The sequence below is a fragment of the Streptomyces sp. M2CJ-2 genome (assembly GCF_016757295.1).
Classification (GTDB): Bacteria; Actinomycetota; Actinomycetes; order Streptomycetales; family Streptomycetaceae; genus Streptomyces.
The window spans coordinates 1-21951 of sequence record NZ_JAESIF010000085.1 but is presented as its reverse complement, the minus strand read 5'-3'; the positions used below and the strand labels follow the sequence as shown (position 1 = coordinate 21951).

13 protein-coding genes and 2 pseudogenes are annotated in these 21951 nt (G+C 71.6%); 10 read left to right on the top strand and 5 right to left on the bottom strand.

The annotated features are described in order from the left end of the window. Positions 1-2942 (top strand): annotated as a pseudogene (locus JL475_RS34060) (hypothetical protein); the annotation flags it as partial. A 27-nt stretch (positions 2943-2969) separates the two neighbouring features. On the opposite strand, the gene JL475_RS34055 reads toward JL475_RS34060, so the two are convergent. Then, on the bottom strand, positions 2970-3560 hold the full coding sequence (locus tag JL475_RS34055; protein WP_202282080.1) for a hypothetical protein: 591 nt from the start codon (positions 3558-3560) through the stop codon (positions 2970-2972). A 417-nt stretch (positions 3561-3977) separates the two neighbouring features. Between JL475_RS34055 and JL475_RS34050 the strand changes: the two genes are divergently transcribed. Genes JL475_RS34050 through JL475_RS34030 form a run of 5 tightly spaced genes read left to right on the top strand, consistent with a single transcriptional unit; the run spans position 3978 to position 11880 of the window. After that, positions 3978-6716 carry a nitrate- and nitrite sensing domain-containing protein gene (locus JL475_RS34050; RefSeq protein ID WP_202282079.1) on the top strand — a complete coding sequence of 913 codons (2739 nt, stop codon included), beginning with the start codon at positions 3978-3980 and terminating at the stop codon, positions 6714-6716. Between the two features lie 12 nt (positions 6717-6728). After that, positions 6729-7163 (top strand): roadblock/LC7 domain-containing protein, encoded by a 435-nt coding sequence (locus JL475_RS34045; protein ID WP_202282078.1) that lies wholly within the window; start codon positions 6729-6731, stop codon positions 7161-7163. Between the two features lie 9 nt (positions 7164-7172). Then, complete coding sequence (locus JL475_RS34040) at positions 7173-7568, top strand: DUF742 domain-containing protein (protein WP_202282077.1); 396 nt, start codon at positions 7173-7175, stop codon at positions 7566-7568. Positions 7569-7592: 24 nt separating this feature from the next. Further along, positions 7593-11294, top strand: coding sequence for a hydantoinase B/oxoprolinase family protein (locus JL475_RS34035; RefSeq protein WP_202282076.1), 3702 nt, complete (start codon positions 7593-7595; stop codon positions 11292-11294). Then, positions 11275-11880 (top strand): ATP/GTP-binding protein, encoded by a 606-nt coding sequence (locus JL475_RS34030; protein WP_202282075.1) that lies wholly within the window; start codon positions 11275-11277, stop codon positions 11878-11880. Before JL475_RS34035 ends, JL475_RS34030 begins: the two co-directional genes overlap by 20 nt. Positions 11881-11900: 20 nt before the next feature. Here the strand turns inward: JL475_RS34030 and JL475_RS34025 are convergent. Further along, positions 11901-12088: pseudogene (locus JL475_RS34025) on the bottom strand (diguanylate cyclase); the annotation flags it as partial. A 119-nt stretch (positions 12089-12207) separates the two neighbouring features. Here JL475_RS34025 and JL475_RS34020 point away from each other — a divergent pair. Together JL475_RS34020 and JL475_RS34015 are read left to right on the top strand one after the other, a co-directional pair. Then, positions 12208-13026: a M15 family metallopeptidase gene (locus JL475_RS34020; RefSeq protein WP_202282074.1), complete on the top strand. Its 819-nt coding sequence runs from the start codon at positions 12208-12210 to the stop codon at positions 13024-13026. Between the two features lie 70 nt (positions 13027-13096). Further along, positions 13097-13639, top strand: coding sequence for an NUDIX domain-containing protein (locus JL475_RS34015; RefSeq protein ID WP_202282073.1), 543 nt, complete (start codon positions 13097-13099; stop codon positions 13637-13639). 23 nt (positions 13640-13662) lie between these two features. Here the strand turns inward: JL475_RS34015 and JL475_RS34010 are convergent, their stop codons facing one another. Beyond that, on the bottom strand, positions 13663-16023 hold the full coding sequence (locus tag JL475_RS34010) for a glycoside hydrolase family 31 protein (RefSeq protein WP_202282072.1): 2361 nt from the start codon (positions 16021-16023) through the stop codon (positions 13663-13665). 211 nt (positions 16024-16234) lie between these two features. Here JL475_RS34010 and JL475_RS34005 point away from each other — a divergent pair, with 211 nt between their 5' ends. Then, positions 16235-18211 carry an acetoacetate--CoA ligase gene (locus tag JL475_RS34005; protein ID WP_202282071.1) on the top strand — a complete coding sequence of 659 codons (1977 nt, stop codon included), beginning with the start codon at positions 16235-16237 and terminating at the stop codon, positions 18209-18211. A gap of 119 nt (positions 18212-18330) precedes the next feature. Then, complete coding sequence (locus JL475_RS34000) at positions 18331-19221, top strand: hypothetical protein (RefSeq protein WP_202282070.1); 891 nt, start codon at positions 18331-18333, stop codon at positions 19219-19221. Positions 19222-19355: 134 nt separating this feature from the next. Here the strand turns inward: JL475_RS34000 and ptsP are convergent, their stop codons facing one another. Then, entirely contained in the window at positions 19356-21026 is a 1671-nt protein-coding gene (ptsP, locus tag JL475_RS33995) for a phosphoenolpyruvate--protein phosphotransferase (RefSeq protein WP_202282069.1), read from the bottom strand. Between the two features lie 79 nt (positions 21027-21105). After that, positions 21106-21555, bottom strand: coding sequence for a PTS glucose transporter subunit IIA (locus tag JL475_RS33990; protein ID WP_202282068.1), 450 nt, complete (start codon positions 21553-21555; stop codon positions 21106-21108). Positions 21556-21951: the final 396 nt, after the last annotated feature.

Here is a 21951-nt window from a genome sequence, read left to right as displayed (position 1 = left end):
AGGCCGCCGCCACCCAGGCGCGCGCGGCGGTCGCCGCCGCCCGCGCGGCGGACGCGGCCACGGCGGCCGACCGCGCCCACGAGAGCGAACTCCGCACCGCGCAGGCCCTGGCCGCCGAGGAACGGCCGGCCGAGCTGCTGGGCCTGACCGCCACCGACGCCCGCCCCTCGGTCCCGTGGCCCCGCCCCGACACGGATGCCGAACCGGACGACCGCCCCGCCGAAGGCGCCCTCACCGCCACGGAGCTGGACCGCTTCGCCGACGACCTGCGCGAACTGCTCGACGACGCGGTCTCCTCCGCCGAACGCCAGTTGTTCGAACTGCGCACCGCCGCCGCCGACGACGCCCGCATCCTCGGCGCCCTCGGAGACGGCGGACTGCTGCCGCCCGGCCCGGACGTGCTGGCCACGGTCGAGTACCTCGGTGAGCACGGCATCCCCGCCCTGCCCGGCTGGCGCTATCTCGCCCAGGCCGTCGATCCAGCGGACCACGCACGCGTGCTGGCCGCCCGCCCCGAGCTGGTCGACGGAGTCATCATCACCGACCCGGGCTCCCACAGCCGCGCCCGCGCGGCCCTGAGCGACGCCGCCCTGCTGCCCCGGTCCACGGTCGCCGTCGGCACGGCCGCCGCCCTGCTCGCGCCGGCCCCGGCGCCGGACGCGGACACCGGGGACGTCTTCCTCGTACCGCCGAACCCGGCCATGCACGACGAACACGCCGCCGACGAGGAGCGGCAGGCGCTGCGCGTCCGGGCGGCCGCGCGGGACGAAGAGATCCGTGCGCTGGCGGCGCGGCTCGCCAAGGACCGGGAGCTGACCGCGCGGCTCACCTCCTGGCGTACCGGCTGCCCGCCCGGCCGGCTCGCCGAACTGGCCCGTGCGGCGCACGATGCCCGCGCCTTCGCGGCGGAGTGCGAGGCGGAACTCGCCGAGGCACGCGCCGCACGGGCGGAAGCCGAGGAGGCCGCCGCCGAGGCCGCCCGGGTGCGTGACGAGCGTCAGGAGACCGCGCAGAAGGCCCGGCGCGCCGCAGACGCCCTTGCGGGACTCGCCTCCCGGCTGCGCGAGCGGGGTGGCTGGCAGGCCAAACTGCGGGAGTTGGCCGACGACGCCGCCGAGGCGGAGGCCGGCGCCCAGGCCTGCCTGGAGCGCGCACGGGCTGCCGACGAGGACCGGCGCGGCGCGCAGCGGGCCGCCGACGACGCCCGACGCACCACGCGGGCGCTGCGCGCCGAGCGCTCCGAGATCGCCGGCGCCCCCGACGACGTACCGGAGGACGGCACCGAGGCGCCGCAGATCTCCCTGCCCGCCCTGCGCGAGGCGTACCGGGCCGCGTCCCAGGTCTACGAGAAGGTCGGCGTCGGCGCCGACCTGCGTGCCGAGCAGGCCCGCGCCGAGAGCGACGAGAGCGCGGCACGCGCGGAGCTGGACCGGCTGAGCAACAAGGTCCGCACCCGCGCGGAGCAGTTGCTCCAGTCGCCCGACGGTTCGGACGGTCCCAGTCGGCAGGCCGCCGCGGCCCGCGCCGAGGAGCTGGTTCAGCTCCTGGAGACCCGCATGTCGAGCGCGAGCGAGCAACTCGGACGGCTGCGCGGCGAGGCGGAGCGGCTCGCGCCCGAGGACGGCGAGGAACACACCGGGCTCCCCGAGGATTTGGTGCCCCGCGACGCCGAACACGCACAGGCGCTGCTACGGACCGCCACGGCCGAACTGGCCTCCCGGACGGAGGAACTGGACCGGACCAGGCAGGCCCACGGAGAACTCCTCGATGCGCACCGCGCCGCGGAGGACGCCGCCGGGGGGTTCGACGAGATCGCCGCCATGCTCCGCGACCTGCTGCGTGATCACGTGTCCGAGGAGGAACCGGAGCGGCCCGAGCCCTACCCGGGCAGCTTGGCGGAGGCCCGCAGCTCCGCCGCGGAAGCCCGCCGGTCACTGCGGGGCTGCGCCGCCGATCTGTCCGCCACCGAGTCCGCGGTGCGCGAGGCGAGCGACATCCTCGTCCGGCACGCCAACTCCACCCGCTACGAGCAGGTCCGCACCCCCGCGCGGCAGCAGATCCGCGAACTGCCCGCCTCCGCACTGCCCGAACACGCCCACAAGTGGGCGGACGCCTTCGCGCCCCGGCTCAGGGTCCTCACCGACGAGCTCGAGCAACTGGAACGCAACCGCGATTCGATCGTGGACCGGCTCAGAGGACTCGTCGAGTCGGCCCTCGCCACCCTGCGCTCCGCACAGCGGCTGTCCCGGCTGCCCGAAGGGCTCGGCGAGTGGTCCGGGCAGGAATTCCTGCGCGTCCGCTTCGAGGAACCCGACCAGGCGACCCTCACCGAACGGCTCGGTGAGGTCATCGACGAGGCGACCCGCGTGGCCGTGCGCAAGAACTCCGATCTGCGGCGCGACGGCATGTCCCTGCTGCTGCGCGGAGTCGCGGCCGCCCTCCGGCCCAAGGGCGTCGCCGTCGAGATCCTCAAGCCGGACGCCGTACTGCGCGCCGAGCGGGTCCCCGTCGGGCAGATGGGCGATGTGTTCTCCGGAGGGCAGCTGCTCACCGCGGCCATCGCCCTGTACTGCACGATGGCCGCGCTGCGCTCCAACGACCGGGGCCGGGAGCGGCACCGGCACGCCGGCACCCTGTTCCTCGACAACCCCATCGGCCGCGCCAACGCCACCTACCTGCTGGAGCTCCAGCGGGCCGTCGCCGACGCGCTCGGTGTGCAGCTCCTCTACACCACCGGCCTGTTCGACACCACGGCGCTCGCGGAGTTCCCGCTGGTCATCCGCCTGCGCAACGACGCCGACCTGAGGGCGGGCCTGAAGTACATCAGCGTCGAGGAGCACTTGCGGCCGGGCCTGCCCCGGGAGGCCACGGACGGGGAAGCCGTGCACAGCGAGATCACGGCGACCCGGATGTTCAAACGGCCCGCCCCGGCGAGCGGTTGACCAGGCCGCCTGAGCGAAGCGTCCGGGTCAGGAGTGGGACAGCTGACCGGCCCCGCCCCGGCGGCGTATTCGTGCCTGCGCACGCTGGGCGGACCTCTCCTTACGACGGGCGCGGCGCCGCTCGCGCCGCAGGGCCCGCGCGGTGCTGCTGGGCGAGGACACCACACCGTTGCGCTGGTTCCAGACCTGCAGCGTCACCCACACGTCGAGGACTCCCCAGGTCGCCAGGATCGTGCTGACGACGCTGCTGATGACCATGGGGAAGGCCAGCCAGGACCCGGCCAGCGTGCACAGAAGGGCCACCATGGCCTGAATCAGTGTCATCGCGACGATGAGCACGGCCCGTACGGCCGCCGTACGCACCGGATCCGGCAGGCGGCGCCGCCGTGCGGGCTCCTCGACCCACAGCGGCCGGTAGTACGGCCGCCGGCGCGCGTCTGTCTCTGAGCGGACGCCCCCACCGGGCGCGCGGGCCGGTCCCCCCGGGCCGGTGCCGACCGCCGCGGTTCCGGGCTCCGCCGCGGGGGCGCCGTGGTTCGGCACCTCGGTGTCCGGCCGCGTCGTCATCTGCGCCACCGCGGCCTCTTCAGGCGCCTCGTACCGCTCCGCCGTGCCCATCAACGTGTCACTCCCCACCGCCGGCAGTCCGCCCGCTCGCGTCCGAAGACCCGGCTCCCCAACGACTGCCCGGCTTGCGCTGGTTTACGCCGCCCAGATGTGAGGCACGGCTCCTGCGGCCGATTCCGCCCCCATCTCCCACAGAGATGGACGAACGGAACGTCGCAAAGATTCCCGGACAAGGAAAGAAATCGGCCAACTGTACCCGTCGGGATCCGCAGATCGGTGCCCGGCCTCTCCCTCGACCCGGGATGCAATCTCCCGTAATGCGCGGACAACTCGCCATGTCCCGCCGTCGGTACGGAAGTTCGGATTCCGGAGAACTCTTCGAGTTGGCCGCGGCTCGGTAGTAGGCTCGCGCCGTTTGTTGACGCACATGTGTGCCCTCGACCGCCCGGGGGCGAGCTGGGGGAGGCCATGCGCTTTCGCGGGAAGTCCGTCCGCCGGAAGATCGTGGCGCTGCTTCTCGTGCCGCTGGTGTCCCTGACGGCGATCTGGGGCTTCGCCACGGTGTTCACGGGACGGTCGGTCACTCAGCTGTTCCGGGTCTCCGCCGCGGTCGAGGACATCGGCTACCCGATCGAGGAAACCGTCCGCGTCCTCCAGCAGGAACGCCGTCAGACCCTCGTCCATCTCGCCGATCCGCGGGCTTCGGACACGCTCTCTGCGCTCCGCACCACTCGCACGGCCACCGACGGCGCCATCGCCGAGGTCCGCGAGAACGCGGACGACCCCGACGTCCGCGACAGACTGAGCACGGGCGGCGAGGACCGGCTCACCGCCGTCCTGGACGCGTTCGACGGCATCGACTCCCTGCGCGGCAGCGTCGAGCAGGGCACGATGAACCGCGTCGAGGCCCTCGACCAGTACAACCTTCTCGTGGACTCCTGCTACGCCCTCCTGACCTCCCTCGACGGCATCGACAACGTGGAGGTGGACCAGCAGGGCCGCGCCCTGCTCAACCTCAGCCGCGCCCGTGAACTCCTCGCCCGCGAGGACGCCCTGCTCGGCTCGGCCCTCGTCGTCGGCAGGCTGTCCCGCGCAGAGGTACGCGACGTCTCCGACCTCGTGGCCCAGCGCACGCTGCTGTACGACATCGCTCTGCCGCAGCTGTCGGCTGCGGACCGGGACCGCTACGAGAGTTTTTGGAAGAACGCGGCGTCCGCTCCGCTGCGTGTCGCCGAGGAGGCGGCCGTCTCCTCCGGCACCGGACCGCCCCACGGAGTCACCGCGAAGAGCTGGGACACCGCCGCCGGCCATGTGCTCGAAGAACTCGGTGCCCTCAACGACCAGGCCACCGACCGCTATCAGGACCGCGTCCACCCGGTCGCCATGGGCGTCATCACCCGGGCCGTCGTCGCCGGCGTCCTCGGACTGGTCGCCCTCCTCGTCTCCCTCGTCCTGTCCGTGCGCATCGGCCGCGACCTCATCCTTGACCTGAGGCAGTTGCGTCTCGAGGCCCATGAGGCGTCCGGCGTGCGACTGCCCAGTGTGATGCGCCGTCTCTCGGCGGGCGAACAGGTCGACGTCGAGACCGAGGTCCCCCGCCTGGAGTACGACAGGAACGAGATGGGCGAGGTCGGCCAGGCCCTCAACACCCTGCAACGCGCGGCCGTGGAGGCGGCCGTCAAACAGGCCGAACTGCGCTCCGGGGTCTCGGAGGTGTTCGTCAACCTCGCCCGCCGCAGCCAGGTCCTGCTGCACAAGCAGCTCACCCTGCTGGACAGCATGGAGCGCCGGACCGAGGACACCGAGGAACTCGCCGACCTGTTCCGTCTGGACCACCTGACCACCCGCATGCGCCGGCACGCCGAGGGTCTGGTCATCCTCTCCGGGGCCGCGCCCTCCCGGCAGTGGCGCAAACCCGTCCAGCTCATGGACGTCGTGCGCGCCGCCGTCGCCGAGGTCGAGGACTACGAGCGCATCGAGGTCCGCAGGCTGCCGCGGGTCGCCGTCACCGGCCCCGCTGTCGCCGACCTCACCCATCTCGTGGCCGAACTCCTGGAGAACGCCACGGTGTTCTCCCCACCGCACACCGCCGTCCAGGTCCTGGGCGAGCGCGTCGCCAACGGCTTCACCCTGGAGATCCACGACCGCGGTCTCGGCATGGCGGCCGAAGCGCTGCTGGACGTCAACCTGAGACTCGCCGAGACCCCGGAGTTCGAACTCTCCGACACCGACCGGCTCGGACTGTTCGTGGTCAGCCGCCTCGCGCAGCGGCAGAACGTCCGGGTCTCCCTGCAACCCTCCCCCTACGGCGGCACCACCGCGGTCGTCTTCATCCCGGACGCACTCCTGACGGACGACGTCCCGGACACCAACGGAGTCGGCTTCCGCCTCGACCGGCCCCGGCGCGCCAAGGAGAAGGAACCGGAGGGAAACCGCCGTCGCGCGCTGTCCCAGGCCCCCGTACGACTGCCCGGACTGCCCGCTTCGCTGCTGGACGGGCCGGTCGAACTCGAGGGCCCCGTCGACCTGGACGTCCTCGACGACTGTCCGGGGGCCCCGAGGGACGAGGACGACGAACACGGCGGCCTGTTCCGCCCCCGGCGCTTCCCGGCCCGCACCAAGGACGAGCGGCCGGGACCACGGCGTGAGCCGCATCAGCGGACTCCTGAGAACCGCGACGGACCGGACAGAGACAGAGACAGAGGCGGGGACAGGGACACGGACGGGCAGCTGAACAGCCCCGCCCCGCTGCCCCGCAGGAGAGTCCCCAAGCTGGTCAGTTCCCACGGCCGCCCGGTCGGCGACGAGCACGTCCGCCGGGAGCGGACGGACCACGACACCGGCACCCCCTCCGCCCGCCCGGGGCAGGAGCCCGCACCGCCGCCCCTGCCCGCCCGTCGGCGGAGCACGGAGTCCCGCCCCGGCAGCACCCCGCAGCACGCGGACGGCCCGCAGCACGCGGACGACCGGCCCGACCCCGGATCGCTGCCCCGACGTGTACGGCAGGCCAGCCTCGCCCCACAGCTCAAACAAAGCACGCGACCACGGAACGAGGAAAGATCCCAGCCCGTCGAACGGGACGCGGAGGAAGTGCGCAGCCGCATGGCCTCGCTCCAGCGCGGCTGGCAGCGCGGCCGCGACGAGAACGCCGAGGCCGGCGACGGCCCCGGCGGGACAACAGCACGAGGAACGAACAAGAACGACTGAGGGGGACGGTCGATGACCGCACCGAACACGAACGGCCACGCCGAAGGCGGCAAGGGGGAGCTGAACTGGCTCCTCGACGACCTGGTGGACCGCGTCGCGAGCATACGGAAGGCCGTCGTGCTCTCCGGCGACGGACTCGCCACGGGGGCGTCGGGGGAACTGACCCGCGAGGACAGCGAGCACCTCGCCGCCGTCGCTTCCGGGTTCCACAGCCTCGCCAAGGGGGTGGGCCGCCACTTCGAGGCAGGCGGTGTCCGCCAGACCATCGTCGAACTCGACGAGGCCTTCCTGTTCGTCACGGCCGCCGGAGACGGCAGTTGCCTCGCCGTCCTCGCCGACGCCGACTCGGACGTCGGGCAGGTCGCCTACGAGATGACCCTTCTCGTGAAGCGGGTCGGTCCGCATCTGGACGCCGAACCACGCACCGATCTGCCCCCGGGCGGGTAGTGGGATGACATGAGTGCTGACGGCGAGGGAAGAAGCCACTGGTTCGACGACGAGGCCGGACCGGTCGTCCGTCCGTACGCCATGACGCGGGGCCGCACCTCCAGTGCGGCCCAGCACCGCCTCGACCTGATCGCGGTGGTCGTCACCGAACCCGACGCGGGCGATCCGGAGGCGGACCCCACCCTCTCCCCGGAACACGTGGACATCGTCGAGCTGTGCCGTGACACGCCGCAGACCGTCGCCGAACTCGCCGCGGAACTCGACCTGCCGACCGGAGTGGTACGAGTCCTCGTCGGAGATCTAGTCGACCTCGAATCGGTCCATGTGAACCGGCCGGTTCCCCCCGCCGAACTGCCGGACGAGAGTATCCTGCGCGACGTGATCAACGGCCTCCGAGCGCTGTGAGCGGCGCGGAAGCGGGGTACTGACATGGCAGGCTGGCAGTTCTGGGTGGACCGGGGCGGTACCTTCACCGACATCGTCGCGCGCCGCCCGGACGGGCGACTGCTCACCCGTAAACTCCTCTCGGACAACCCGGCCCTCGCGCCCTCCCGGCGTCGCCCCGCAGGGGCGACGACCGCCGCCGACGCGGCGGTCGCGGGCATCCGCGAACTGCTGGCCGGCTCCGGTGAACCCGTCGAATCCGTACGCATGGGCACCACGGTCGCCACCAACGCCCTCCTCGAGCGCACGGGCGAACGAACCCTCCTGGTCATCACCCGCGGCTTCCGGGACGCCCTGCGCATCGCCTACCAGAACCGCCCCGCCATCTTCGCCCGCCGCATCGAACTGCCCGAGCTGCTGTACGAACGGGTCGTCGAGGTGGACGAACGCATCGCCGCCGACGGCACCGTCCTGCGGGCCCCGGACCTGGACTCCCTGAGCGGGCCGCTGCGCCAGGCCCACGCCGACGGCATCCGGGCCGTCGCCGTGGTCTGCATGCACAGCCACCGCCACCCCGCTCACGAGCAGGCGGTCGGTGAACTCGCCGCCCGCATCGGCTTCCCGCAGATCTCGCTGTCCAGTGAGGTCAGCCCTCTGATGAGACTCGTCCCGCGCGGGGACACGGCCGTCGTCGACGCCTACCTCTCGCCCGTGCTGCACCGCTACGTGCAACACGTGGCCGACGAGCTCGACGGGGTACGGCTGATGTTCATGCAGTCCAACGGCGGCCTCGCCGAAGCGGCGCAGTTCCGCGGCAAGGACGCCATCCTGTCCGGTCCGGCCGGCGGCATCGTCGGGATGGCCCGCATGTCGCAGCTCGCCGGCCACGAGCGGGTCATCGGCTTCGACATGGGCGGCACCTCCACCGACGTCTCGCACTTCGCGGGGGAGTACGAACGCGTCTTCACCACCCGGATCTCCGGCGTACGGCTGCGCGCGCCCATGCTGGACATCCACACGGTCGCCGCCGGCGGCGGCTCGGTCCTCCACTTCGACGGCTCCCGCTACCGCGTGGGGCCCGACTCGGCGGGCGCCGACCCCGGCCCCGCCTGCTACCGGGCCGGCGGCCCGCTCGCCGTCACCGACGCCAACGTCATGCTCGGCCGCATCCAGCCCGACCACTTCCCGGCGGTCTTCGGCCCGAACGGCGACCAGCCCCTCGACACCGGGCTCGTCCGCGACCGCTTCACCGCCCTCGCGCGCGAGATCCGCGAACGGACCGGCGACGACCGCACCCCGGAACAGGTCGCCGAGGGCTATCTGCGGATCGCCGTCGCCAACATCGCCGCCGCGGTGAAGCGGATCTCCGTCCAGAAGGGCCACGACATCACCCGCTACGCCCTCACCACCTTCGGCGGTGCGGGCGGGCAGCACGCGTGCATGGTCGCCGACTCCCTCGGTATCCGCACCGTCCTCGTGCCACCCGCGGCCGGGGTCCTCTCCGCACTCGGCATCGGCCTCGCCGACACCACGGCCATGCGCGAGCGCTCCACCGAAGCACCCCTGGAGCCCGCTGCGATGCCCGGCGTCCACCGGTCCGCGGACGACCTCGAAGCGGCGGCCCGTGCCGAACTCCTCGCCGAGGACGTCCCCGAGGACCGGATCGAGGTCACCCGTCGCGCCCAACTCCGCTACGACGGCACCGACACCGTCCTCACCGTCGAACTGACCGAGGCCGACACCATGCGCCGTGCCTTCGAAGAACGTCATCGCGCCACGTACTCCTTCACGCTCGACCGCCCGATCGTCGTCGAATCCCTCTCCGTCGAAGCCATCGGCATCACCGACCCACCCGATCTCTCCACCCTCGCCCCCTACCGGGGCCGCCCCGCCGCTGCGCGACCCGTCCGCCTCCACACCGGCGGCACCTGGCGCGACGTCCCCCTCCACCACCGGGAGGACCTTCCCCCCGGCGAGACCGTCTCCGGCCCGGCGATCGTCACCGAGGCCGGCTCCACGACCGTCGTCGACGAAGGCTGGCGGGCCTCGCCGACCGACGAGGGGCATCTGGTCATGGAACGCGTCGCGGTTACGCAGAGTTCCGACCTCGACACGGAAGCCGACCCGGTTCTGCTCGAGGTCTTCAACAACCTCTTCATGTCCATCGCCGAACAGATGGGCGCCCGCCTCGAGTCCACCGCCCAGTCCGTCAACATCAAGGAGCGCCTGGACTTCTCCTGCGCCCTCTTCGACCCGGACGGAAACCTGGTGGCCAACGCCCCCCACATCCCCGTCCACCTGGGCTCCATGGGCACCGGCGTCAAGGAGGTCATCCGGCGGCGCGGTGCCACCATGCGCCCGGGCGACACCTACGCCGTGAACGACCCGTACCACGGCGGCACCCATCTCCCCGACGTCACCGTGATCACCCCGGTCTTCGGCACCGCGTCCTCCGGCACCGCGTCCCCCGGAACCGTGGACGGTGACACCACGGAGGGTGACCGGAGGGTCCTCTTCTACGTCGCCTCACGCGGCCATCACGCCGAGATCGGTGGCATCGCCCCGGGCTCCATGCCCGCCGACAGCCGCACCATCGACGAGGAGGGCGTCCTCTTCGACAACTGGCTCCTCGCCCAGAACGGCCGGTTCCGCGAGCAGGAGACACTCGGCCTCCTGACCGAAGCGCGGTACCCCTCCCGCAACCCGCAGACCAACCTCGCCGACCTGCGCGCGCAGATCGCCGCCAACCAGAAGGGCGTCGACGAGGTCGGCCGCATGATCGAGAACTTCGGCCTCGACGTGGTCCAGGCGTACATGCGGCACGTCCAGGACAACGCCGAGGACGCGGTACGGCGCGTCATCGACGCCCTCGACGACGGCGAGTACACCTACGAAACCGACTCGGGCGCCGCCATCCGCGTGCGCGTGCGCGTCGACCGCGAGAACCGCTCCGCGACCATCGACTTCACCGGCACCACGGCACAGCTCCCCACCAACTTCAACGCCCCCTTCTCCGTCGTCAACGCGGCCGTCCTGTACGTCTTCCGGACCCTGGTCGCCGACGACATCCCGCTCAACGACGGCTGCCTGCGCCCGCTGCGCATCATCGTGCCGCCCGGCTCCATGCTGGCGCCCCGGCACCCGGCAGCCGTCGTCGCGGGCAACGTGGAGACCTCCCAGAGCATCACCGGCGCCCTCTACGCGGCGCTCGGCATCCAGGCCGAGGGCTCCGGCACCATGAACAACGTCACCTTCGGCAACGCCCGCCACCAGTACTACGAGACCGTCGCCTCCGGCTCGGGTGCGGGAGAGGGCTTCCCCGGAGCGCCCGTCGTGCAGACCCACATGACCAACTCGCGGCTCACCGACCCCGAGGTCCTGGAGTGGCGGCTGCCCGTCCGCCTCGAGGAGTTCGCCGTGCGCGCAGGCAGCGGCGGCGCGGGACGGTGGCGCGGCGGGGACGGAGCGGTCCGCCGCATCCGGTTCCTGGAACCCATGACCGTCTCCACACTCTCCCAGCACCGCAGGGTCCCCCCGTACGGCATGGCGGGCGGCGCGCCCGGCGCACCCGGTGCCAACCGGGTCGACCATGCGGACGGCAGCGTCACCGAACTCGGCGGAAGCGACTCGGCGGACGTCCGCGCCGGCGACGTACTCGTCATCGAAACCCCCGGCGGTGGAGGATACGGTCCACCGCCCGATCCCCACCGAGCAGGAGAGAAGAACGATGATCTTCGGGCGTTCTGAGCGCGGCAAGCCCCCGGTCGAGCCCGTCACGCTCAAGATCCTGGTGGCCGGTGGCTTCGGCGTGGGCAAGACCACGCTCGTCGGAGCGGTCAGCGAGATCAGGCCGCTGCGCACCGAGGAACTGCTCACCGAGGCCGGACGCCCGGTCGACGACCTCAGCGGCGTGGAGGCGAAGAACACCACCACCGTGGCCATGGACTTCGGCCGCATCACGCTCCGCGAGGATCTGGTGCTGTACCTCTTCGGGACTCCCGGCCAGGAGCGGTTCTGGTTCATGTGGGACGAGCTCGCCGAGGGCGCCCTCGGGGCCGTGGTGCTCGCCGACACCCGGCGGCTGGAGGACTGCTTCGCGGCCGTCGACTACTTCGAGCGACGCTCCATACCGTTCCTCGTCGGCGTCAACTGCTTCGAGGGAGCCCCGCGTCACCCGGTCGAGGACGTCCGCCGGGCCCTCGACCTCGACGTGCACGTACCGCTCGTGATGGGCGATGCCCGGGACCGCGAGTCGGTCAAGGAGGTGCTCATCGGTGTCGTCCAGCACGCCATGGCACAGGCGGCCCAGCGCCGCCGGACCGTCACCGTCTGAAGCGCGCCCGGACGCGTCACACCCGCCGCTGAGCCGGCGCCGTCGTTCACCTGCTCGAAGTGGCCGACGTCCAGCCGGCTGAGCGCGAAGACCCCGCCGCCCACGATGCGCCGGTCCACCTAGTCGGTGATCGTGCCCGAACTCGGCAGCCGGGTCAGCGGATCGAGTCCCGGGCCTCCTCCACCCGGGTCCCGGACAGGGCCCGCACCTGCCCCGCCGACGCCGTGGCGGGCAGCAGCGCGACCGGCCGCCAGTGGTGCGTCACGGGTGACCGGAGCAAGGCAGGGGGCTTCCCGACGGACCCCACTCCTGATAGATGCAGGAGACATGACACGACTCTCCGCCGCGGTACGCGCCCTGATCACCGCGCTCGCCGCCCTGACGGCCACGACCGCCGTATCCGCCCCCGCCGCATCCGCTCCGGAGAAGCCGGAACCCAAGGCGCCCAAGGACTTCGTGGCGCTGAACAGCGTGGACCCGACGATCATCCAGGAGATGCGCTACTTCACCCCGCACAACTTCGTGGGCGAGCGCATCGACGGTTACCGGCAGCCCCTGTGCATCCTCACCCGCCCCGCGGCCCGGGCCCTCCACGAGGCCCAGCGCAAGCTGCTGCGACAGGGCTACTCCCTCAAGGTGTACGACTGCTACCGGCCACAACGCGCCGTGGACCACTTCGTGCGCTGGGCCAAGGACCTCGACGATCAGGCGATGAAGGGAGAGTTCTACCCGAACGTCGACAAGAACCGGCTGTTCGCCGACGGCTACATCGCGGAGAAGTCCGGCCACAGCCGAGGCTCGACCGTGGACCTCACCGTCGTACGGCTCCCCGCCGAGCCGACCCGGCCGTACCACCCGGGACAGCCCCTCACCCCCTGCTTCGCGGCCAAGGACCAGCGGTTCCCCGACAACTCGGTCGACATGGGCACCGGCTACGACTGCTTCGACACGCTCAGCCACACCCTCGACCCTCGCATACAGGGCGAACAACGGGCCAACAGGCTGCTCCTCAAAGGCACCCTGGAGAGCCTCGGCTTCGTGAACCTGGCCGAGGAGTGGTGGCACTACACCTTCAAGCCGGAGGCTCATCCGGACACCTACTTCGACTTCCCGGTGTCCCGCGGGTCGCTCACCGGTCACCGCTGAGTGCTCCCCGAAGCCGCCTGGTGAGCGGCCCCCCGAAGACACCCCCGCCGTGATCGGCTACAGTCCGCGCGTGTCCAGAAACCGAACCCCCGGCCCGGCCCTCGACCCCGTGCCGGACTCCCACTGTTCGAGCTGCGGCACGCCCTTCGGCGCGGGTGTCTCCGGCTGGCCCCGGGACTGCCCGGCATGCGGTGCCGTCGCCTACCGCAACCCGCTGCCGGTGGCGGTCGCCCTCCAGCCCGTGTACGACGCGAAGGGCACCGCCCTGGTCGTCATCACCCGGTCCATCGCCCCCGCGCGCGGAGGCACGGCCCTGCCCGGTGGGTACATCGACGACCGGGAGGACTGGCGCCAGGCCGTCGTACGCGAACTCCGGGAGGAGACCGGCATCGAGGCGGTGAGTCGGGACGTGCGACTCGCGGACGCCATGAGCTCGCCCGACGGACACCTCCTGCTGTTCGGTCTCCTCCCGGAACGCCCCGCGGAAGGCCTGCCACCCTCCGCCCCCACGGACGAGACGGAAGGCCGGCACCTGCTGCGCCGCGCGGAGGAACTCGCCTTCCCGCTGCACACGCGGGCCGCGCGCGCCTGGTTCGAGGGCCGGTACATCTGACTCCCGGCCCGCCCCGGCACGGCTCAGCGCGACCCGAGCCCGCGTACCCGCACCGGGTAGGGCAACTCGCCGGCGCCGTCCTTCCCCTCCCGCGCGACGACGATCCGGGCTCCCGCCCAGCGGACGCCGTACCGCTCGATCTCCGGCTCCTCCCAGCCGTCGCCGACGTCCGCGACGACCGTCCCGCCCCCGGTCCGCCCCCGCACGGGTGCCCACACCTCCAGTTCCAGCCCACCGCCCTCCCCGCGCACGGGAATCACGGAGCCCGCGCGGGCGAACACCGGAATGCGGTCCAGGGGCGCGTCGACCAGCACCTGGGCGGGCCCGTCGTACGCCCGTCCGGTAGCCGACTCGTACCAACGCCCGCCGGGCAGCCGCACCGTGCGCCGTTCCACCCCCGGGGCCAGCACCGGTGCCACCAGCAGGCAGTCACCCAGCAGGAAGGCGTCCTCGCAGTCGCGCAACGCGCGCTCCTCCGGCGCCGACCACCACAGCGGCCGCACACAGGGAGCCCCGGTGCGCCGGGCCAGATGCGCCAGTGTCACGACGTACGGCTGCAGCCGACGACGCCCGACGAGGGCCGCGCGCGCGTGCCGCACCACCTCGGCACCGAACTCCCACGGCTCCTTGCTCCCCGCCCCCGCGTGCGTGCGGAACAGCGGCAGATGGGCACCCAGCTGGAGCCACCGCAGATACAGCTCCGCGGACGCGTCCCCGTCGCACCCGCCGACATCCGGCCCCGAATACGGGACACCGCACAACCCGAGCCCCATCACCAGGGCCAGGGAGGCCCGCAGGCCGGACCAGCCCGTGGCCACCTCCCCCGACCACGTCCCTCCGTAGCGCTGCATACCGGCCCACCCCGAGCGTGAGAACACGAACGGCCGCTCCTGCGGCACCAGAGTCCGCAGCCCCTCGTAGGCCGCCCTGGCCATGCACAGCGCGTACACGTTGTGCGCCTCGCGGTGATCGCCGCCCCGTCCGTCCAGGGCGTGCCGTGCCGAGCGGGGGAGCGTGGCCTCCCCGAACGCGGTGAACGACGTCGGCTCGTTCAGGTCGTGCCAGAAACCCGCGAAACCCTGCTCCAGCCGCTCCGTGTACAGACCGCCCCACCACTGGCGCACGCGCGCGTGCGTGAAGTCCGGGAACACCACGTCCCCGGGCCAGGAGACACCCTGAACGACCTCGCCCGAGGCGTCCCGCACGAACGCCTTCTGCGCCGCCCCCGAGTCGTGCACGGCATCGCCGTCCTCGGCAGCGACCGCGGGACCGACGACCGACACCAGCCGGATCCCGTCCCGCCGCAGCTCGTCGGCGAGCGCCGGCAGCTTCGGGAACCGCTCCCGGTCGACGGTGAACACCCGGTGTGCGTCGTGGTGGTCGACGCCCAGATGGACGGCGTCGAGCGGCAGCCCGTGCTCCCGGTAGCAGGCGACGGTCCGCCGCACCTCCTGCTCGCCACCCCGACCCCACCGCGCGTGATGATGGCCGAGGGCCCACGCGGGCGGCAGCGCGGGCGCACCGGTCAGCGATCCCCAGGCGAGCAGCACCCGCGCGGGAGTGCCCACCATCACCCAGCAGCGCAGGGGTCCCCCGTCCATCCGCAGCGTGCTCGTCCCGGCCCGGTCGTGCCCGGAGCCCGCGCCCTCCGAGCCCTCCCGCAGTGTCACCGTGCCGTCCCACGAACTGTCGTGGAACGCGAGATGTGTGCCCGCGTCGGCCACCACCAGCTGCACCGGCATCGTGATGGGGAGCGGATCGTCACCGGACCTGAAAGCGTGACCGGGGCCCGTGTTCCACAGCCGGTGGATGCCGTCCCGCAGCCCTGGCCCGAAAGCACGCCCCCCGAGCCCGAAGAACCGGGCGTCGGCCCGCACCTCCGACCGCTGCATCCAGCGCGCGGTGCCACCTCCCGCAGGCTCCCACCAGCGCGGCGGCAGATCACGCCGCAGAACCACGCCTCCCGGGGTGAGCACCTCCACCGAGCCGAGCCGTGAGACGGCGACCGTCACCCGCTCGGCGACCACACGCCAGCCGCCGTCCGTGTCCGGCTCCAGCACCGCCCGCGGATCCGGATCGGGACAGCGGCCGGCCAGCGCGTACGACGGCTCGGGAGCCGCCCCGTCCCAGCCCCAGAAGACGGCGCCGTTCACAGCGACGAGGATCCGCAGCTCGGAGCGGCTGAACCGGACGACACCGCCCCCGGGACCGGGCTCCACCTCCCGCATCCGTCCGGGTGTCCGTGCGAGCTCCGCCCCCCGGGGTGGCAGCCCGGTGGCGTCGGCCCGTCGCCTGCGCCACGCTGCCCGTACGGTACGCAAACCCCGTGCCGCGCCCACCGAGCCGACCGATCTCACCGAACGCACCAGGCCACGACCGTCCATGGTGCTCACCCTGCCATTGCGTGCACCTCACACGCGTGTCGTTCAACTGCCGTTCACCCATGATCGGGTCACATCTTCACGACACGGACTGCGGCGGCACACCCTGGTTCGGAAGACGATCACATGGCATCGTTCCTGTCAGCCGCGTCACGCGCACACCCCAGCCCGTGCGCGCAAAACGCACACGACGCGCACAGTCCGGGAGCCACCCATGTCGACCCAGAACCCCCAGCCGCTCTGGCAGCCTGATCCGCAGCGCATCGCCCGGGCCAGGATCACCGCGTTCCAGGCATGGGCCGCCGAGCGGCACGGCGCCCCCGCCGAGGGCGGTTACGCGGCACTGCACCGCTGGTCCGTGGACGAGCCGGAAACCTTCTGGAAGGCCGTCACGGAGTGGTTCGACGTGCGCTTCTCGACCCCCTACGCGCGCGTGCTGGGCGACCGTTCGATGCCCGGCGCCCAGTGGTTCCCCGGTGCCGCCCTCAACTACGCCGAACACGCCCTCCGCGCGGCGGCGGCCCGCGCGGACGAGCCGGCGCTCCTGTGCGTCGACGAGACCCATGACCCCAGGCCCGTCACCTGGGCCGAGCTGCGCCGCCGGGTCGGCTCCCTCGCCGCCGAGCTGCGCGCCCTGGGCGTACGTCCCGGAGACCGCGTCAGCGGCTACCTCCCCAACATCCCGCAAGCCGTCGTCGCCTTCCTGGCCACCGCGGCGGTGGGCGGCGTGTGGACCTCCTGCGCGCCCGATTTCGGCGCCCGCAGCGTGCTCGACCGCTTCCAGCAGGTCGAACCGGTCGTCCTGTTCACCGTCGACGGCTACCGCTACGGCGGAAAGGAGCACGACCGCCGCGACGTCGTCGCCGAACTGCGCCGCGAACTGCCCACCCTGCGTGCGGTCGTGCACATCCCCCTGCTCGGGACCGACGCCCCCGACGGAGCGCTGGAGTGGTCGGCCCTGACCTCCGCGGACACCGAACCGGTCTTCGAGCAGGTGCCTTTCGAGCATCCGTTGTGGGTGCTCTACTCGTCCGGCACCACCGGACTGCCGAAGGCGATCGTCCAGTCCCAGGGCGGCATCCTGGTCGAACACCTCAAGCAGCTCGGACTGCACTGCGACCTGGGGCCGGAGGACCGTTTCTTCTGGTACACGTCGACCGGCTGGATGATGTGGAACTTCCTCGTCTCCGGCCTCCTCACCGGAACGACGATCGTCCTGTACGACGGCAGTCCCGGCTACCCGGACACGGGCGCCCAGTGGCGGATCGCCGAACGCACCGGCGCCACCCTCTACGGCACCTCCGCCGCGTACGTCATGGCCTGCCGCAAGGCCGACGTGCACCCCGCCCGCGACTTCGACCTCTCCGCGGTGCAGTGCGTCGCCACCACCGGCTCCCCCCTGCCCCCCGACGGTTTCCGCTGGCTGCACGACGAGTTCGCCGAGAGCGGGGCCGACCTGTGGATCGCCTCCGTCAGCGGCGGTACGGACGTCTGCTCCTGCTTCGCGGGGGCCGTACCCACCCTCCCCGTGCACATCGGCGAGCTGCAGGCACCCGGTCTGGGCACCGACCTGCAGTCCTGGGACCCGAGCGGCAAACCCCTGACCGACGAGGTCGGCGAGCTCGTGGTCACCAATCCGATGCCGTCCATGCCGATCCACTTCTGGAACGACCCCGACGGCAGCCGCTACCACGACAGCTACTTCGACACCTATCCCGGGGTCTGGCGGCACGGCGACTGGATCACCCTCACCTCGCGCGGTTCCGTGGTCATCCACGGCCGCTCCGACTCCACGCTCAACCGCCAGGGCGTCCGCATGGGGTCGGCGGACATCTACGAGGCCGTCGAACGCCTTCCCCAGATCAAGGAGTCCCTCGTCATCGGCGTCGAACAGCCCGACGGCGGCTACTGGATGCCCCTGTTCGTGCACCTGGCACCGGGCGCCGTGCTCGACGAGGACATGAAGGAGCTCATCCGGCGGACCATCCGTGAGCAACTGTCGCCTCGCCACGTCCCGGACGAGATCATCGAGGCGCCCGGGGTGCCACACACCCTGACCGGCAAACGCATCGAGGTCCCGGTCAAACGCCTCCTCCAGGGCACGCCGCTGGAGAAGGCGGTCAATCCGGGGTCCGTCGACAACCTGGACCTGCTCACGTTCTACGAGGGCCTGGCCCGCCGCCGCACCTGACCTCCCCGGACGGCGGGTGAGCGGGACGCGGTACCGCTCACCCGCCGTCACCGCCGTACGCCGTTGTCAGTGCTCCCGGTTACCGTGAGTGAGCATTGATCGACTGTACAGGGGGAGACATGACGTACACCGACCACCGAACCCTCCGACGTACCCTGCGCCGCGAAATCGCGGGCACCATCGGGGTGCTGACGGACGAGCACGACTTCCGCGCCATGCGGGACTACCGAAGCTTCGCCTTCGACGACCACGCCACGTACCTCGCACACATGGAGGCCGTCCTCAGGACACGTGCCCTGCAGGGCAACCACACCACACTGGCCCTCTTCGACCCCGAGGAGTACGCGGCATTCTGCGCGCACACGGGCCTCGACCCCGACCGCCGCACCAGCCGCACCCGCTTCACCGCCGAACTCGCGGCCACAGGCCCCACCGTCCTCTACGAGGGGCAGCCGTTGGCCGACCTTCTGCCCGCCCTCGTCGACGAGGCGGTCCGCCGGGCGACCTGGGAGTACGCGACCACACTCCTCGCCCGCCTCGGCGCCTGCGCCTCGTGCGGGGAGGACCTGGGCCGCGAGGCTTTCGCCCGCGCCTCCCAGCTGATCGTCCGCATCCTCGACACCACGGGCCCCGGCAACCGGCACCTCGTCTGCAGTGTCTCCGGACCGCCCGAGACCCTGGTCGCCGTCCTGCACGCCGACGACAACGACGGACACATGGAGCTGGACGACGCCGAGCTCCTCGAATTCACCACGGTGCTGGCAGTCGGCCTCGCCACCGACAGTCCGGGCGGACTCGTCATGCGGACCACCGCACCAGGCACCGCCGACCGCGTCCACGGCTGGCGGCTGCGTGCCCACGGTCTCGAACCCCTCACCGCGGGAGAGGTCTTCGACGCCTACTGCACCGACGCGGAATCCGGAGACCTCATCGCGCCCGAGTCCAATGTCGACTACTGCGAGCCGCCCGACCTCGCGGACGAGGGCCCGAGCCCGACCCACCACCACTGAACACGAACGGGAAACACAAAAGGGAAAAGGGGAGAAAAGGGGAGAAGAGAGGTAAGGGAAGGGAAAGGGGCGCCCCAGAACCTGGAGCGCCCCTCACGAAGAGCGGTCTGTCGGGCTGCCTGCCCGCGGGCTGGCTACTCGCCCGACAACACCGCCTGAGCGGCCCTACGGGCCTCCTCGGCGCTGTCGGTCGCGCGAGCCGCTGCCGCGGCCCGCTCGCACTGCGCCAGCGTGAACTTCGCCAGCGCTGCCCGTACATAAGGAATGGACGCCGTGCCCATGGAGAGGGAGGTGACACCCAGACCGGTCAGCACCGAAGCGAGCAGCGGGTCGGAAGCGGCCTCACCGCAGACACCGCAGCTCTTGCCCTCGGCCTTCGCCGCCTCGGCGGACAGCGCCACCAGGTCGAGCAGCGCGGGCTGCCACGGATCCTGCAGCCGGGACACCGCACCCACCTGGCGGTCCGCGGCGAACGTGTACTGCGCGAGGTCATTCGTCCCCAGCGAAAGGAACTCGACCTCCTGCAGGATCGAGCGCGCACGCAACGCGGCCGACGGAATCTCGACCATCGCGCCGAACTTCGCACGCAGGCCCGCCTCACGGCACGCGTCGGCGAAAGCCTTGGCGTCGGTACGGTCCGCCACCATCGGGGCCATCACCTCGAGCTGGACGGACAACCCCTCCGCGGCCTTGGCCAGCGCCGACAGCTGGGTACGCAGCACCTCCGGGTGGTCGAGCAGCGACCGCAGACCACGCACACCCAGCGCCGGGTTCGGCTCATCGGCCGGGGTGAGGAAGTCCAGCGGCTTGTCCGCGCCCGCGTCCAGTACGCGCACCACCACACGGCCCTCGGGGAAAGCCTCGAGCACCTGACGGTAGGCCGCGACCTGCTTCTCCTCGGAGGGAGCGTTCTTGCTGTCGTCAAGGAAGAGGAACTCGGTGCGGAAGAGACCGACGCCCTCCGCGCCCGCCTCGACCGCGGCCGCCACATCCGCCGGACCGCCGATGTTCGCCAGCAGCGGCACCGTGTGACCGTCCGCGGTCGCGCCGGGCCCGGTCGACGCGCTCAGCGACGCCCTGCGCGCGGCTGCCGCAGCCTCGAGCTGTCCCTTCTTCTCCTCGCTCGGGTTCACGAAGATCTCACCGGTGCTGCCGTCCACCGCGATCATCGTCCCCTCGGCGAGCTCACCCGCACCCGGCAGGGCCACCACGGCCGGCACACCGAGCGCCCGCGCCAGGATCGCGCTGTGGCTGGTGGGCCCCCCTTCCTCAGTCACAAAGCCGAGCACCAGGGTGGGGTCCAGCAGCGCCGTGTCCGCCGGCGCCAGATCCCGAGCCACCAGGACGTACGGCTCGTCACTGTCCGGGACACCCGGCATCGGCACCCCGAGCAGCCGCGCGACGATCCGATTCCGAACGTCGTCCAGATCGGCCACCCGGCCCGCCAGATACTCACCGGCGGCGGCCAGCAGCTCGCGGTACGCGGCGAACGCGTCGTACACCGCACGTTCAGCGGTGCTTCCCGCGGCGATACGACGTTCCACGTCCGCCATCAGCTCAGGGTCCTGGGCCATCATGGCCTGCGCCTCGAGGACCGCCTGGGCTTCCCCGCCCGCCAGATTGCCGCGCGCCATCAGATCGGCTGCCACGGCCTCCACGGCCTTGCGGGCGCGCCCCTGTTCACGCTCCGCCTCTTCCGCCTGGATCTGCCTGGTCGGCGGTTCGAGGACGGCCGTTCCCATGTGCCGAACCTCGCCGATCGCCACACCGTGGCTCACGCCGACGCCTCGCAGCGTTGTCTCCATCTCACCCGTCTCCGATAGTGCGGCGGCTCACGCCGCCGGATTGGTCGCCCTGCTTGCCGTCAATGGGACGGCACTGACGTCACTTCCAGAGGAAGAGACTGTCGCCGGCCTTCACCTCGCCGTCGTCACGCAGATCGGAGAGAGCGTCCGCGGTGGCTTCCAGGGCCACGACCGGGCACACCGGGGACTTGCCGGCGGCCTCGACGGCGGCAGGGTCCCAGCGCACGATGTCCTGACCACGGGTCACGGTGTCGCCCTTGTTGACGAGCAGCTCGAAGCCCTCGCCGTTGAGCTGCACGGTGTCGATACCGAGATGCGTCAGCACACCGTGCCCGCTCTCGTCGACGACGACGAACGCATGCGGATGGAGAGAGACGATGACACCGTCCACGGGGGAGACGGCTGCGGAGGGTTCCCGTACAGGGTCGATCGCTGTACCCGGGCCGACCATGGCCCCGGAGAAGACAGGATCGGGCACGGACTCCAGTCCGATGGCACGTCCTGCTAGCGGGGACGTCACGGTGGTCATGGGAAGCCTCCCAGGGGCGGATATCTATAGGAGCCCGTCACTGCCTGTCTCGGACGGCGCACTGTGATGCAGGGTATGTCATAGGTAGTACCGGTTTCGTGCGAGAGGACCGATTAGAGGTCTAGACCACATCTCGCAGTGATTTGCACCCGCTCCGCAGCCCCATGTAGAGTCGAGGACCTGCCTGAGGCTGAGCGATGCGATCACACGCGTCCTGTCTCTCGGCGGCCCAACTCATCGGATCTTATCTCCAGATCAGCTTCTGCATGCCTGCAGGACTGTGGTCAGGAGGTCGGGAAAACACTGATAGAGTTTGGGAACACCGAAGGGAAGCGCCCGGAGGAAAACCCGCGAGGGTGAGTACGAAGGAAGCGTCCGTTCCTTGAGAACTCAACA

Bases quoted from the DNA above. Each gene is read 5' to 3' on its own strand.
- JL475_RS34045 (WP_202282078.1), top strand. From the start codon at position 6,729: ATGACCGCACCGAACACGAACGGCCACGCCGAAGGCGGCAAGGGGGAG.
- JL475_RS34040 (WP_202282077.1), top strand. From the start codon at position 7,173: ATGAGTGCTGACGGCGAGGGAAGAAGCCACTGGTTCGACGACGAGGCC.
- JL475_RS34010 (WP_202282072.1), bottom strand. From the start codon at position 16,023: ATGGACGGTCGTGGCCTGGTGCGTTCGGTGAGATCGGTCGGCTCGGTG.
- JL475_RS34030 (WP_202282075.1), top strand. From the start codon at position 11,275: ATGATCTTCGGGCGTTCTGAGCGCGGCAAGCCCCCGGTCGAGCCCGTC.
- JL475_RS34055 (WP_202282080.1), bottom strand. From the start codon at position 3,560: ATGGGCACGGCGGAGCGGTACGAGGCGCCTGAAGAGGCCGCGGTGGCG.
- JL475_RS34020 (WP_202282074.1), top strand. From the start codon at position 12,208: ATGACACGACTCTCCGCCGCGGTACGCGCCCTGATCACCGCGCTCGCC.
- JL475_RS34005 (WP_202282071.1), top strand. From the start codon at position 16,235: ATGTCGACCCAGAACCCCCAGCCGCTCTGGCAGCCTGATCCGCAGCGC.
- JL475_RS34035 (WP_202282076.1), top strand. From the start codon at position 7,593: ATGGCAGGCTGGCAGTTCTGGGTGGACCGGGGCGGTACCTTCACCGAC.
- JL475_RS34050 (WP_202282079.1), top strand. From the start codon at position 3,978: ATGCGCTTTCGCGGGAAGTCCGTCCGCCGGAAGATCGTGGCGCTGCTT.
- JL475_RS33990 (WP_202282068.1), bottom strand. From the start codon at position 21,555: ATGACCACCGTGACGTCCCCGCTAGCAGGACGTGCCATCGGACTGGAG.
- ptsP (WP_202282069.1), bottom strand. From the start codon at position 21,026: ATGGAGACAACGCTGCGAGGCGTCGGCGTGAGCCACGGTGTGGCGATC.
- JL475_RS34000 (WP_202282070.1), top strand. From the start codon at position 18,331: ATGACGTACACCGACCACCGAACCCTCCGACGTACCCTGCGCCGCGAA.